At 73.2% G+C, this 13,080-nt stretch carries 13 protein-coding genes; 6 read left to right on the top strand and 7 right to left on the bottom strand.

The annotated features are described in order from the left end of the window. Positions 1–293: 293 nt before the first annotated feature. The gene (locus AC529_RS07025) at positions 294–1,226 is read right to left on the bottom strand and encodes an LLM class F420-dependent oxidoreductase (protein ID WP_068754864.1); all 933 of its coding nucleotides are present in this window, start codon (positions 1,224–1,226) and stop codon (positions 294–296) included. A gap of 200 nt (positions 1,227–1,426) precedes the next feature. Beyond that, on the bottom strand, positions 1,427–2,686 hold the full coding sequence (locus AC529_RS07020) for a class I SAM-dependent RNA methyltransferase (RefSeq protein ID WP_068754862.1): 1,260 nt from the start codon (positions 2,684–2,686) through the stop codon (positions 1,427–1,429). A 225-nt stretch (positions 2,687–2,911) separates the two neighbouring features. On the opposite strand from AC529_RS07020, the gene AC529_RS07015 reads away from it, so the two are divergent. From AC529_RS07015 to AC529_RS07000, 4 genes are all read left to right on the top strand, one after another. Next, positions 2,912–3,586, top strand: a complete 675-nt coding sequence (locus AC529_RS07015) for a potassium channel family protein (RefSeq protein WP_068754860.1) — start codon at positions 2,912–2,914, stop codon at positions 3,584–3,586. After that, positions 3,586–4,263, top strand: a complete 678-nt coding sequence (locus AC529_RS07010) for a potassium channel family protein (protein ID WP_068754858.1) — start codon at positions 3,586–3,588, stop codon at positions 4,261–4,263. The genes AC529_RS07015 and AC529_RS07010 overlap by 1 nt, the downstream gene beginning before the upstream one ends. Before the next feature lie 106 nt (positions 4,264–4,369). Beyond that, the gene (locus AC529_RS07005) at positions 4,370–5,473 is read left to right on the top strand and encodes an LLM class flavin-dependent oxidoreductase (protein WP_068754856.1); all 1,104 of its coding nucleotides are present in this window, start codon (positions 4,370–4,372) and stop codon (positions 5,471–5,473) included. Beyond that, on the top strand, positions 5,470–6,081 hold the full coding sequence (locus AC529_RS07000; protein ID WP_068754854.1) for an FMN reductase: 612 nt from the start codon (positions 5,470–5,472) through the stop codon (positions 6,079–6,081). Before AC529_RS07005 ends, AC529_RS07000 begins: the two co-directional genes overlap by 4 nt. Before the next feature lie 37 nt (positions 6,082–6,118). On the opposite strand, the gene AC529_RS06995 is transcribed toward AC529_RS07000, so the two are convergent. Next, positions 6,119–6,871, bottom strand: coding sequence for a DUF3159 domain-containing protein (locus tag AC529_RS06995; protein WP_394326436.1), 753 nt, complete (start codon positions 6,869–6,871; stop codon positions 6,119–6,121). A gap of 161 nt (positions 6,872–7,032) precedes the next feature. On the opposite strand from AC529_RS06995, the gene AC529_RS06990 reads away from it, so the two are divergent. Beyond that, positions 7,033–8,136 carry a serpin family protein gene (locus tag AC529_RS06990; RefSeq protein ID WP_068754849.1) on the top strand — a complete coding sequence of 368 codons (1,104 nt, stop codon included), beginning with the start codon at positions 7,033–7,035 and terminating at the stop codon, positions 8,134–8,136. An 11-nt stretch (positions 8,137–8,147) separates the two neighbouring features. Here the strand turns inward: AC529_RS06990 and AC529_RS06985 are convergent, their stop codons facing one another. The 4 genes from AC529_RS06985 to valS all read right to left on the bottom strand — a co-directional run bounded on the left by AC529_RS06985 (position 8,148) and on the right by valS (position 12,635). Next, positions 8,148–8,660, bottom strand: coding sequence for a GNAT family N-acetyltransferase (locus tag AC529_RS06985; protein ID WP_068754847.1), 513 nt, complete (start codon positions 8,658–8,660; stop codon positions 8,148–8,150). A gap of 58 nt (positions 8,661–8,718) precedes the next feature. Further along, entirely contained in the window at positions 8,719–9,462 is a 744-nt protein-coding gene (locus tag AC529_RS06980) for a DUF3710 domain-containing protein (RefSeq protein WP_068754844.1), read from the bottom strand. Positions 9,463–9,506: 44 nt separating this feature from the next. Next, on the bottom strand, positions 9,507–9,992 hold the full coding sequence (gene dut / locus AC529_RS06975) for a dUTP diphosphatase (protein ID WP_394326435.1): 486 nt from the start codon (positions 9,990–9,992) through the stop codon (positions 9,507–9,509). Between the two features lie 69 nt (positions 9,993–10,061). Continuing rightward, positions 10,062–12,635 (bottom strand): valine--tRNA ligase, encoded by a 2,574-nt coding sequence (valS, locus tag AC529_RS06970; RefSeq protein WP_068754840.1) that lies wholly within the window; start codon positions 12,633–12,635, stop codon positions 10,062–10,064. Positions 12,636–12,787: 152 nt separating this feature from the next. On the opposite strand from valS, the gene AC529_RS06965 reads away from it, so the two are divergent. After that, the gene (locus AC529_RS06965) at positions 12,788–13,072 is read left to right on the top strand and encodes a DUF4235 domain-containing protein (protein WP_068754838.1); all 285 of its coding nucleotides are present in this window, start codon (positions 12,788–12,790) and stop codon (positions 13,070–13,072) included. The last annotated feature ends 8 nt before the right edge of the window (positions 13,073–13,080 follow it).

Raw genomic sequence — 13,080 nt, 5'->3', positions numbered from 1 at the left:
GAGCCGGGACGGCTCCCCCGTACTGCGCGGGACAACGGGGGCCGCCTGCGCGGACGGCTCGGGTTCCGCCTCTGGGAGTGCGGAGCCCGCCGCACCGCGCCGGCAGGCGGACCGCCGGTGGCGGTGAACCTCACATGCCCAGTGATTCGCTCGCGCTGTTATCTCGACATCAAGGTATCGGACATATATCTCGACATCAAGCTACTGGCCAGTAATGCCTGTTGCTCCCCGCTCCACTACCCGTCCGTCCGGTGGGAACACCCCGGGGAGCGGAGTGCTCCCACCGGCTGCTCTCACGCCAACTGGGCGGCCACCCGGTCCGCGATCAGCTCCAGGTGGTCCAGGTCGGACAGGTCCAGTACTTGCAGGTAGATCCGCTCCGTGCCGATCTCGGCGAACCGGCCGATCTTGTCGACGACCTCGTCAGGGCTGCCCGCCAGGCCGTTGACCCTGAGCTCGTCCACCTCCCGGCCGATCGCGGCTGCGCGGCGCGCCACCTCGGCCTCGTCGCGGCCCACGCACACCACCTGGGCCGCGGAGTAGACCATGGGGCGTTCCCGGCCCGCCTCCTCCACCGCGGCGCGGACGCGGTCGAAGGCCGCCCGGGTGCCCTCCAGCACGGTGAAGGGGACGTTGTACTCGTCGGCGTAGGCCGCGGCCAGCTTGGGCGTGCGCCGCCGCCCGGTGCCGCCGACGATGACCGGGGGCCGCGGCGACTGCGCGGGCTTGGGCAGCGCCGGGCTGTCCGTCAGGCGGTAGTACTTGCCCTGGTAGTCGAAGGTCTCGCCGACCGGGGTCTGCCACAGCCCGGTGACGATCGCCAGTTGCTCCTCGAAGCGGTCGAAGCGCTCCCCGGCGTCGACGGGGAAGGGCAGCCCGTAGGCGGTGTGCTCGGCCTCGAACCAGCCCGCCCCGAAGCCGAACTCCACCCGGCCCCCGCTCATCTGGTCCACCTGGGCGACGCTGATCGCCAGCGGCCCCGGAGCCCGGAACGTGGCCGCGGTCATGAGGGTGCCCAACCGGATACGGGAGGTCTCGCGGGCCAGCCCGGCCAGGGTGACCCAGGCGTCGGTCGGCCCGGGCAGGCCGCTGACGGAGCCCATCTTGAGGTAGTGGTCGGAGCGGAAGAAAGCCTCGAAGCCGAGGTCCTCGGCGGCTCTGGCCACTGTCAGCAGGGTCTCGTAACTGGCGCCCTGCTGGGGTTCGGTGAAGATCCTCAGTCGCATGCCCCCATTCTTCCGCCCGGCTTGCCGGTTTTGCGGCAGGCACGGCCCGGCGCGGCGGAGGGGGTCGCCCCGGTTCCGGCGGCTCGCGGTCCCAGGTCGTGGTTCGGGGCGGAAGAAGGCCTCGCGGCCGGGGCCCTGCGGCTCCGGCCGCTTCCGGCAGCGCCGCGCCGCGATCCGGCCGCCGCGGCGCGGGACGGGGCTCAGCCGCGGGCCAGCACGGCCAGGCACTCCACGTGGTGGGTCATGGGGAAGGCGTCGAAGGCGCGCAGGTCCTCCAGCCGGTAGCCGCGCTCGGCGAAGAGCGCCAGGTCGCGGGCGAGGGTGGCGGGGTCGCAGGAGACGTAGGCGATCCGCTGCGGACGCAGCGCGGCCAGGGACTCCACCGCCTGGGCGCCCAGGCCCGCGCGCGGCGGGTCGGCCACGGCCAGGTCGACGCGCAGGTCCGCCCACTGGCGCAGGTGCGCGGCCGCGTCCCCCCGCTCGATCCGGACCTGCGGCAGGTCGCGCAGGTTGTACTGGGCGTCGCGGACCGCTTCGGCGCTGCTCTCGACGCCGAAGACCCGGCCCTCGGGGCCGACCGCGACCCCCAGCGCGCCGGCGAACAGCCCCACGCCGCAGTACAGGTCCAGGGCGGTCTGACCGGGTTTGGGCTCCAGCGCGCGCAGCACCGCCTCGGTGAGGGTCTGCGCGGCGGCCGGATGGACCTGCCAGAACGCTCCCGCGCTGACCCGCCAGCGGCGTCCGGCGGCGGTCTCGACGACCCCGCGCCGTCCGCGGACCGTCTGGATCCGGCCGCCCCGGAAGCGGCGCAGCACCGCGGCGGGCGCCGCGGGCCTGGGCAGTTCGGGCAGCTTGGCCGTGGTCGGGGTGACGACGAGGGCCGCGTCTCCGGTCCCCGCCGAGGCCACCGCCTCGACCTCGGCCACCCTGGGCCAGCGCCGCCGGGGCACCTCCAGCCGGTTGACCCCCGGGTGGGCGATGGGGCAGGAGTCGATCGGCTCGACGCTGTGGGAGCGGTGCCTGCGCAGGCCCGGCGTCCCGTCGGCGTCGACCGCGAACCGGACCCGGGTGCGCCACCCCAGCCCGTCGGGGGTTCCGGGCAGCTCCTCGACCACGACCTCGCGGTCGATCCCGGCGATCCGGTGCAACTGCTCGGCGACCACCTGCGCCTTGATCCGCCGCTGGGCGTCCAGGGAGGCGTGCTGCCAGTCGCAGCCTCCGCAGCGTCCCGGCCCGGCGAAGGGGCACGGCGGCTCCACCCGGTCGGGCGAGGCCTCGAGCACCTCCACGGCGTCGGCGCGCAGGAACCGCTTGGTCTCCTCGGTGACCAGGGCGCGCACCAGCTCTCCGGGCAGCGCGTGGCGGACGAACACGACCTGGCCCTCGTGGCGCCCGACGCACCACCCGCCGTGCGCCACCCCGTCAAGACGCACCTCGACGTGGGTTCCGAGCCGACTCATGAGTACACGACCTTTCGGGTGGACGGGGCGGTAGGGCACCGCGGCGGGTCCGTGACCGCCGCCTCCTGCCGACCACTCTAGTCGGGGCGCGGACGCGCCCGGTCCGCCCGCGCAGAGCCGGTCCGGTGCGGCGGGAGCCGGGACTGTGGTTGGGTATATCCCAGCCCAGGCCGCGTCGGCTCCGGCGGGGCCGCCACCACGAGGCTTACCAGGGACGGACAGGACGTGCACATCGTCATCTTGGGTTGCGGACGGGTGGGCTCCACCCTCGCGCACACGCTGGAGGACTCCGGCCACACGGTCGCGGTGATCGACCGCGCCCCCGAGGCGTTTCGCAGGCTGCGTTCGGCGACCGCCCGGCACGCGGTCACCGGGCTGGGCCACGACCGCGAGGTGCTGGTACGCGCGGGCATCGAGCGGGCCGGCGCGTTCGCCGCGGTCAGCAGCGGCGACAACTCCAACATCATCGCGGCTCGGGTGGCCCGTGAGACGTTCGGGGTGCGCAACGTGGTGGCGCGCATCTACGACCCGCGGCGCGCCGAGGTGTACCAGCGGCTGGGCATCCCCACCGTGGCCACGGTGCGCTGGACCGCCGACATGATCCTGCGCCACCTGGTCCCCGGGGACGAGTTCCTGGGTACCGGGCCGCTGTGGCGGGACCCCTCCGGGTCGCTGGTCATGGTGGACGCTGCGGTGGGCACCGCATGGGCGCAGCAGCGCGTCGAGCAGGTGGAGTCCGCGCTGGGGGTGCGGGTGGTCTACCTGAGCCGGGGCGGGGAGATCCACCTGGCCCGCTCGGACCTGCGGCTGTGGCCGGGGGACGTGCTGCACGTGGTCGCCGCGGCCGGAGCGGTCGAGGAGACGGTGGGCCGGATCGGCGCGGACGGAGGTGAGCGGTGATGCGGGTGGCGATCGCGGGAGCCGGTGCGGTGGGCCGGTCCATCGCGGCCGAGCTGCTGAGCAGCGGGCACGAGGTGCTGCTCATCGACCGCGACGCGCGCGCCATCGACGTGCACGCGTTGACCGAGGCCGAGTGGCTGCTGGCCGACGCCTGCGAGGTCAGCTCGTTGGAGAACGCCCGGCTGGACGAGTTCGACGCGGTCATCGCCGCGACCTCCGACGACAAGGTCAACTTGGTGGTGTCGCTGCTGGCCAAGCGGGAGTTCGGGGTGCGCCGCGTGATCGCGCGGGTCAACGACCCGCGCGACGAGTGGCTGTTCACCGACGCCTGGGGGGTGGACGTGGCGGTGTCCCCGCCGCGGCTGCTGGCGGCGCTGGTGGACGACGACGAGGAGGTCGGGCTGGACCGCTCCGGTGAGGCGGTGCCGCTAGCCTCGCTGGGCGGAGCCGACCTGCTGGAGTCGGTGCTGACCGAGGGGTCGCCGTTCGCGGGGCGCAGGGCCGGGGAGCTGAGCGCCGCGCTGCCCGAGGGGGTGGTGCTGGTCGCCGTGGTGCAGGCGGGCCAGGCGCGCCCCCCGCTGCCGGACACCGTGCTCACCGCGGGGGACGTGCTGGTCCTGCTCAGCAGCGCCCGCAGCGACGACGACCTGCACGCCGTCCTCAGCGGCGCGGCTTGAGCCGCGGCCCGATTCCCCGGAGGGCGGAATAGTTCACCGACGGCCGGGGTTCGCCATGATAGTTGAAATTTCTATTTCTTCCTGAAGAAGATCGTGAGGAGCGGCCATGCAGTTCGGCATCTTCAGCGTCGGGGACGTCACCACCGACCCGACCACCGGGCGCACCCCCACCGAGGCCGAGCGGATCAAGGCCATGGTCACGATCGCGCTGAAGGCCGAGGAGGTCGGCCTCGACGTCTTCGCCACCGGGGAGCACCACAACCCGCCGTTCGTGCCCTCCTCCCCCACCACCATGCTCGGCTACATCGCCGCCCGCACCGAACGCCTCATCCTGTCCACCGCCACCACGCTGATCACCACCAACGACCCGGTGAAGATCGCGGAGGACTACGCAATGCTGCAACACCTGGCCGACGGCAGGGTCGACCTGATGCTGGGCCGCGGCAACACCGGACCGGTCTACCCCTGGTTCGGCAAGGACATCCGCCAGGGCATCCCGCTGGCCATCGAGAACTACCACCTGCTGTACCGCCTGTGGCGCGAGGACGTGGTGGACTGGCAGGGCAAGTTCCGCACCCCGTTGCAGTCCTTCACCTCCACCCCGCGGCCCCTGGACGGGATCCCGCCGTTCGTGTGGCACGGCTCCATCCGCAGCCCGGAGATCGCCGAACAGGCCGCCTACTACGGCGACGGCTTCTTCGCCAACAACATCTTCTGGCCGAAAGAGCACTTCCAACGGCTCATCGACCTGTACCGCCGCCGCTACGAGCACTACGGCCACGGCTCGGCCGACCAGGCCATCGTCGGCCTGGGCGGACAGGTGTTCATGCGCGCCCGCTCCCAGGACGCGGTGCGGGAGTTCCGCCCCTACTTCGACAACGCGCCCGTCTACGGCCACGGCCCCTCCCTGGAGGAGTTCATGGCCCAGACCCCGCTGACCGTGGGCAGCCCCCAGCAGGTCATCGACCGGACCCTGCAATTCCGCGAGTACTTCGGCGACTACCAGCGCCAACTGTTCCTCATGGACCACGCGGGCCTGCCGCTCAAGACCGTGCTGGAACAGCTCGACATCCTCGGCGAGGAGGTCGTCCCGGTGCTGCGCAAGGAGTTCGCCGCGCGCAAGCCCGCCCACGTGCCCGACGCGCCCACCCACGCCAGCCTCCGCGCGGCAGCGGCGCGCAAGGCCGCACAGGAGGAGGCGGGCCGATGACCGCACGGACGCTGACCGTGGTCTCCGCCGGACTGGGCCGCCCCTCCTCCACCAGGCTGCTGGCCGACCGGCTCGCCGAGGCGGCCCGGCGCTCCCTGGAGGCCCGGGGGACCACCGCCGACACCCTGGTGGTGGAGCTGCGCGACCACGCCCACCACCTGACCAACGCCCTGCTCACCGGCGTGCCCACGGGGGGCCTGCACGAGGTGCTGGAGCGTGTGGCCGACAGCGACGGACTGATCGCGGTGACCCCGGTCTTCGCCGCCTCCTACAGCGGCCTGTTCAAGACGTTCTTCGACGTACTGGACCCCGACGCGCTGGCCGGGACGCCGGTGCTGCTCGGAGCGACCGGAGGCACGCCGCGCCACTCCCTGGTCCTCGACCACGCCCTGCGGCCGCTCTTCGCCCACCTGCGCGCCCTCGCGGCGCCGACCGGGGTCTACGCCGCCTCCCAGGACTGGGGCGACGACGGGGAGGGGGTGCTCGCTGAGCGGATCGACCGCGCCGCCGGGGAGTTCGCCGCCCTGGTCGCCGCCCGCGCCCCGAAGCGCCGGATCGACCCCTACGAGGCGCCCACGCCCTTCGAGGAGCTGCTGCCGGACCGGTGACCCGCCGCGCCCGCGGGCGGCCCGCCCCGGAGCGGGGTCACCCCCGCGGGTGCGCCTGCGCCGCCGCGGCGTCCTCCTCCGCGGAGCCCTCCTCGGCGTCCGCCACGGGCTGCTCCAGGGGGGTGCGCCCCACCGCCAGCAGCCACACCATGGCGGCGAACGCGGCGACCTGGAGCGGCCAGCCCATGAGGATCTTGGCGGCCCCCAGCCAGCCGACCATGCCCGCCGCCCACAGCGGGTACTGCACCGCCACCCGCACCACGCACGGCAGCACCAGCAGCCAGGTGAGCCTGGAGCTGAGGCGGACCACGGCCCGGTCCCTGCGCCAGCCGGTCGGATCGCCGGTGACCGCGCCGATGAGCAGCCCGATCGCGGGCCAGCGCACCAGGATCGACAGGATCAGCACGAGCGCGTAGCCGCTGTTGTAGATGATGCCGGGCAGGAAGGCGTCCTCGGCCTGCCCGCTGCGCAGCGCGAAGACGGCGGCGATGGCGATCCCGAACAGGCTGTTGACCACGTACTGCACCGAGGAGCGCTGCACGAGCCGGACCACGGCCAGCGCCACCGCCGCGGCCCCGCCCAGCACCAGTCCCAGTCGCAGCGGGTCCAGCCCGGCGGCCTGCCAGCCGTAGTTGGTGCAGAGCAGGTAGGTGCAGGTGAAGACGACCGTGGGCACCGCCGTCTCGACCATGCCGCGTCTGCCGCCCAGGGCCTTGGCCAACTGGCCGCGCACGACCTCCTCGACGGTGTGTTCGGAGACCCGGGCCTGGCTCTGGTCGGTCAATGTCACTCCCGGACGCTGTCGCTGCGGATACGTTGCTCGGCGGCCCGCGGGCCACTCCCCCAAGAGTAGTGCCCCCACGGTCCGCACGCGCCCGGTCACGCGCCGCAACACCGCCTCGGGCACTAGGCTCGCAGCGAAGACCCCTCCGTCCGGGACGAGGAGGCCCGATGGCCGAAGTTCTCCGCAACTCCGACCACGTGGCGTTCGCGCTGCGCCTGCACACCGCACTGACCGCGTCCGGCCCCGCCGCCGGCCCGGGGACGGTGTGGTCGCCCTACTCGGTGGCCTGCGCCCTGGGCCTGCTGGCCACGGGCGCCCGGGGCGCCACCCGCGCCGAGGTCGCCGCGCTGCTGGGAGGCGACCTGGACGGCGCGCTCGCCGCCCTGGACCGGGCCGCGGCCGACAGCCCCGACCTGGCCTCCCGCACCGTCCTGTGGGTGCGCCCGGACGTCCCCGTCCGTTCCGCCTTCGCGGCGGACCTGCGCCGCCGCCCCGACTCCGACGTGCGGGCCGCGGACTTCGCGGGCGACCCCGAGGGGGTGCGCGCCGCGGTCAACGCCGACGTCGCCGCCACCACCCGGAACATGATCCGCGACCTGCTTGCTCCGGGAAGCGTCACCCCCGACCTGCTGTCGATCCTGGTCAACGCGCTGTGGGTGCGGGCCCGCTGGGTCACGGAGTTCGACCCCGCCCGCACCTTCGACCGCACCTTCCACTCCCCCGGCGGAGCGAAGAAGACCGCGATGATGCACCACACCGGCCTGATGCCCCACGCCCGGGCGGACGGCTGGCGGATGGTGACCCTGCACGCGCACGACGAGACCGACGTCGACGTGCTGCTTCCCCCCGAGGACTCCCCCGCGGCGGAACCGGACGCGGCCCTGCTCACCGCGCTGTACCGGGACGCCTCGCCCGTCCGGGTGGAGCTGGCGCTGCCCCGCTTCGACCTGGCCTGCCACCGGGAGCTCGTCCCGGTCCTGGCCTCCTCGGGGGTGCGCACCCTGTTCACCGACGCCGCCGACCTGTCCGGAGTCTCTCCCGTGCCGCTGCGCGTGGACGCCGTCGTCCACCAGGCCAGGCTGCGCGTGGACGAGCGGGGCGCCGAGGGGGCGGCGGCCACCGCGGTCATGGCGCTGGCCGCCGCGGTGTTCCCGGTGCGTCCGGTCCCCTTCGTCGTGGACCGGCCCTTCCGCGTCGTGGTGCGCCGCCGCGGCGCGATCCTGTTCCTCGGCTCGGTCGCCGACCCGCAGGACCCCGGTCCGGCACGCTGACACGGGCCGCCTCACCCCTCGGCGAAGAACGGCTCGGGGTAGCGGAACGTCCCGCGCGGCGGGTCCGCGGTGAACGCCACCACCTGGAAGTAGGGCGCCCACTCGGGCACCTGGGGGATGATCCCGTGGCGCCCGGCGGGCACGAAGCCGAACCGGCGGTAGTAGGCGGGGTCGCCCAGCAGGCCCACCAGGGGTTCGTCCAGGGCGTCGGCGGCGCCGAGCAGCGAGTGCACCAGCGCCGACCCGATCCCCGCGCGCTGCCGGTCGGGGCGCACGCTCAACGGTCCCAGGCCCAGCACGGGTGCGCCGTCGACGGTGCACCGGGTGGCCAGTACGTGCCCGACGACCTCGCCGGCGTCGTCCACGGCCACCCTGGACAGCGGCGGCAGCCAGCTCTCGTGCGCCCGCAGCGCCTCGACCAGTCGCACCTCGAACGGCTCGCCCTCGCCGGGGCGGGCGAAGGCCGCGGCCGTGACCGCCCGGATCGCGGGGACGTCGTCCGGGCTCTCGCGTCGGATCAGCACGTGCCCGTTGTCCCGGCGGATCCGCGCCGCGGCCGTGCGGCGCTGCGCCGCCCCGGCATCACTTCTCCGCGGTCGGCGCCTGGGGCCGCGCCTGCGCCGCGGCCTGCTGGGCCGCCTGGAGGGCCTGGGCCACCGCGGCCTTGCCCTGCTTGGGCAGGGTGATCTCCAGCAGGTCGCGCGGGGGGATCGGGTGGTAGCCGCGGACCACCACGATCCCGGCGAAGATCTCCTCGATGCGGGCGGCGGCCTCGGGGCGGACCGCGCCCTCGCCGCGGATCACCGCGCGCAGGAACCAGCGCGGGCCGTCCACGCCGAGGAACCGCATCGGCTGGGCGAGCTGCTGGCCCTTCTCGTTGGTCCGGCCGGGCATCGGGACGATGGCACGCACCTCGGGGCCGAAGGTCCCGTCGAACTCCTCGCTCTTGCCGCCCGTTCTGGCGATCTCGGCGACGACCTCCTTGCGGATGTCCGTCCACAGCCCGGTGGACTTGGGGGCGGCGAACGGCTGGACCTGCATCGCGGTCTTGCCGTTGATGATCGTCACCCCGATGATCCGGTTCTGGTTCTGCTGCTTGGCGACGTTGACCTGCACCTCGATGCCGGGGCCGACCGGGACGCGCAGCGCGCCCAGGTCCACCCGTGGCATCTCGGGCACCTCCTCGGAGACGTCCCACGGTCCCCGGGCGCGGTACCGGTCGTCCTCCTTGGTCGGCTCGGTCACCGGAGCGTGCCGGGGCGCGACGGCAGGGGGGATGTCGTCAACGCGGCTCTTGGCCTTCTTCTTGCGTCGGCGTCCGAACACGCCGCAACACCTCTTCCTTGAGTCCCGAAGTCACCCGGAGGCGGTCAACGCCGCTCCGGCAGTGCGGCGTGCCCGCCGGTGGAACCGAACCCGCCGGCGCCCCGCGCCGAGTCGCCGAGCTCGTCCACCTCGACGAAGAGCGCGCGCTCCACCCGCTGGACCACCATCTGGGCGATGCGGTCCCCGCGGGTCAGCTTCACCGGCGTGACGGGGTCCGTGTTGAGCAGCGGCACCATGATCTCGCCCCGGTATCCGGCGTCCACCGTCCCGGGCGCGTTCACCACGGTCAACCCGAAACGCGCGGCCAGTCCGGACCGCGGGTGGATGAACGCCGCGTACCCGTCGGGCAGGGCGATGGCCACCCCGGTGCGCACGGTCGCGCGCTCCCCCGGGGCCAGCACGACGTCTTCGGCGGTGACCAGGTCGGCGCCCGCGTCGCCCGGATGGGCGTAGCGGGGCAGTGGAAGGTCGGGGTCGAGCCGCCGGATCTCGACCCGCACCGTACCGGAGGCGGGGGAAACGTCACTCACAACGGCCGAGCCTACCCTGCGACGCGGGTGCCTCGCGTAACGCGAGGCACCCGAACCGGTGACGGGGAGTCACCCCTCGGCCTGGGGCAGCGTGACGTCCACCCGCAGTTCGGTGTCGTCGCTGCTCTCGAAGGTCAGTTCGGCGACCCGGCCCGCCGCGGCGAGGTCGTCCCGGCACAGGCCCGCCTGCTCGGCCTGCTTGCCGCGGACGACGACCCGGTCGACCTCGGCGCGCATGGACAGCTTCGCCTCGGACTTGGCCTTGCGGACGCTGCGCAGCACCTCGGCCGTGGCGGCCAGGACGGCGGGGTCGCCCGCCGCGGCGGCGCTGCGGAACTCCTCCACCGACGGCCAGGAGGCCGCGTGCACCGAGCCCTCCTGCCACCACGACCAGACCTCCTCGGTGACGAAGGGCAGGAAGGGGGCGAAGAGGCGGTGCAGCACCGACAGCGCGATGAGCAGCGCGGAGCGGGCCGAGGCGCCCTCGCGGGAGTCGGCGTCGTAGGCGCGGGCCTTGACCAGCTCCAGGTAGTCGTCGCACAGGTCCCAGAAGAACCGCTCGGTGCGCTCCAGGGCCCGCGTGTGGTCGTAGCCCTGGAAGGCCGCGGTGGCGTCCGCGACGACGTCGGCCAGGACCGCCAGCATCGACCGGTCCAGCGGCTCGGTGACGGCCGCCGGGTCGACGGGGGTGTCCTCCCCGGCCACCGACAGCGCGAACTTGCTGGCGTTGAGGATCTTGATGGCCAGGCGGCGGCCGACCTTCATCTGACCCTCGTCCAGCGCGGTGTCGGTGCCCAGCCGGCCGCTGGCCGCCCAGTAGCGGACCGCGTCGGAGCTGTACTTCTCCAGCATGGCGATGGGCGTGACCACGTTGCCCTTGGACTTGGACATCTTCTTGCGGTCGGGGTCGAGGATCCAACCGGAGATGGCCGCGGTGCTCCAGGGCAGCGTGCCGTGCTCGAAGTGCGAGCGGACCACGGTGGAGAACAGCCAGGTGCGGATGATGTCCTGGCCCTGGGGACGCAGGTCCATCGGGAAGACCCGCTCGAACAGGTCGGGGTCGCGCTCCCAGCCGCCGGCGATCTGCGGCGTCAGCGAGGAGGTGGCCCAGGTGTCCATGACGTCGGGGTCGCCGATGAAGCCTCCGGGCTTGCCGCGCTGCTCCTCGGTGTAGCCCTTGGGCGCCTCGGAGCTGGGGTCGACCGGAAGCTGCGACTCGTCGGGCAGGATGGGCGCGTCGTAGATCGGGTTGCCCTCGTCGTCCAGCGGGTACCAGACGGGGAACGGCACGCCGAAGAACCGCTGGCGGCTGATCAGCCAGTCGCCGTTGAGGCCGCCGACCCAGTGCTCGAAGCGGCTGCACATGTGCTCGGGGTGCCAGATCAGCTCCCGGCCGCGCTCCAGCAGCCCGTCGCGCACCTCGGCGTCGCGGCCGCCGTTGCGGATGTACCACTGGCGGGTGGTGACGATCTCCAGGGGCTTGTCGCCCTTCTCGAAGAACTTCACCGGGTGGGTGATCGGCTGCGGCTCCCCGATCAGGTCGCCGGAGGCGCGCAGCATCTCGACCACCCGCTCGCGCGCGGTGTGCACGGTGGCCCCGGCCAGCTTGGCGTACGCTTCGCGCCCGGCCGGGGAGTCCAGCCCCTCGGGCGGGTCGGCGACGATCCGGCCGTCCCAGCCGATGATCGGCCGGGTGGGCAGTTGCAGCTCCCGCCACCAGGTGACGTCGGTGACGTCACCGAAGGTGCAGATCATGGCGATGCCGGTGCCCTTCTCGGGGTCGGCCAGGCGGTGCGCCACGACCGGGACCTCCACCCCGAAGACCGGGGTGCGCACGGTGGTGCCGAACAGGGCCTGGTAGCGCTCGTCGTCGGGGTGGGCGACCAGGGCCACGCAGGCGGGCAGCAGTTCGGGGCGGGTGGTGGCGATGCGCACCGGCTCCGCACCGTCGCGGTGGAAGGTGATCGTGTGGTAGGCGCCGGGCCGCTCTCGGTCCTCCAGTTCGGCCTGGGCCACCGCGGTGCGGAAGGTGACGTCCCACAGCGTGGGGGCCTCCGCCATGTACGCCTCGCCCCGCGCCAGGTTGCGCAGGAAGGCCCGCTGGGCCGTGGCGCGGGAGTTGTCGTCGATGGTGGCGTAGGTGTAGCGCCAGTCCACGCTGAGCCCGAGCCGACGCCAGATGGACTCGAAGACCTTCTCGTCCTCAACGGTGAGCCGCTCGCACAGCTCGATGAAGTTCTGCCGGGAGATCGGGATCTGCTTCTTGGGGTCGGGCTTGGCAGGCGGGGTGAAGTCCGGGTCGTAGGGAATCGACGGGTCGCAGCGCACACCGTAGTAGTTCTGCACGCGCCGCTCGGTGGGCAGCCCGTTGTCGTCCCAGCCCATCGGGTAGAACACGGCCTTGCCGTTCATCCGCTGGAACCGGGCGACGGTGTCGGTGTGGGTGTAGGAGAAGACGTGTCCGATGTGCAGCGAACCGGACACGGTGGGCGGCGGGGTGTCGATCGAGAAGATCTCTTCGCGGCTCTTGGAGCGGTCGAAGTGATAGACGCCGGACTCGTCCCAGACGTCTACCCATTTCGCCTCGATACCATCGAGCGAAGGCTTGTCAGGCACGTTGAAGGAACGAGAGCGGTTGGTCATAGGGCCAATGGTATTGGTCCCGCGGCCCTGGTCGCTCCGTTCGTCTCAGCCGACACCCGGCCGTGACGCCCTGCGACGGCCGGAGGGGACATGACAGTATTTCGGGCAGCGCCTGACCCGAACGACACCGGAACGGAAGTGACGCGATTCCCATGGCCGACAAGGACGGCGAGCTGACCGCTCGGATCCTCGGAGGGGTGGCGGCGGTGGCCGCCGCCTACGTGACCCGCAAGATCCTCACCCTGGTGTGGACCAAGACCGTGGGCAAGGAGCCCCCGGCCGACCCGGACTCCCCCGACATCAGCCTGGCCGAGGCGCTGGGCTGGGCCGTGGTCACCGGCGTCGGCATGGAGGTGACCCGGGTGCTGGCGGTACGCGCCGTGCACAAGCGCCTCGCTCCGCGCCGGCACCACGACATCGAGCAACTGCCGCTGTAGGGGCCGCG

It is taken from the genome of Thermobifida cellulosilytica TB100 (assembly GCF_001517975.1).
In the GTDB taxonomy this organism is placed as follows: Bacteria; Actinomycetota; Actinomycetes; order Streptosporangiales; family Streptosporangiaceae; genus Thermobifida; species Thermobifida cellulosilytica.
Note: the sequence above shows the minus strand (reverse complement) of the source record. Positions and strands in the feature narration are given on the sequence as shown.

Bases quoted from the DNA above. Each gene is read 5' to 3' on its own strand.
- AC529_RS06990 (WP_068754849.1), top strand. From the start codon at position 7,033: ATGGCCGAAGTTCTCCGCAACTCCGACCACGTGGCGTTCGCGCTGCGC.
- valS (WP_068754840.1), bottom strand. From the start codon at position 12,635: ATGACCAACCGCTCTCGTTCCTTCAACGTGCCTGACAAGCCTTCGCTC.
- AC529_RS06965 (WP_068754838.1), top strand. From the start codon at position 12,788: ATGGCCGACAAGGACGGCGAGCTGACCGCTCGGATCCTCGGAGGGGTG.
- AC529_RS07000 (WP_068754854.1), top strand. From the start codon at position 5,470: ATGACCGCACGGACGCTGACCGTGGTCTCCGCCGGACTGGGCCGCCCC.
- AC529_RS07005 (WP_068754856.1), top strand. From the start codon at position 4,370: ATGCAGTTCGGCATCTTCAGCGTCGGGGACGTCACCACCGACCCGACC.
- AC529_RS07010 (WP_068754858.1), top strand. From the start codon at position 3,586: ATGCGGGTGGCGATCGCGGGAGCCGGTGCGGTGGGCCGGTCCATCGCG.
- AC529_RS07025 (WP_068754864.1), bottom strand. From the start codon at position 1,226: ATGCGACTGAGGATCTTCACCGAACCCCAGCAGGGCGCCAGTTACGAG.
- AC529_RS07020 (WP_068754862.1), bottom strand. From the start codon at position 2,686: ATGAGTCGGCTCGGAACCCACGTCGAGGTGCGTCTTGACGGGGTGGCG.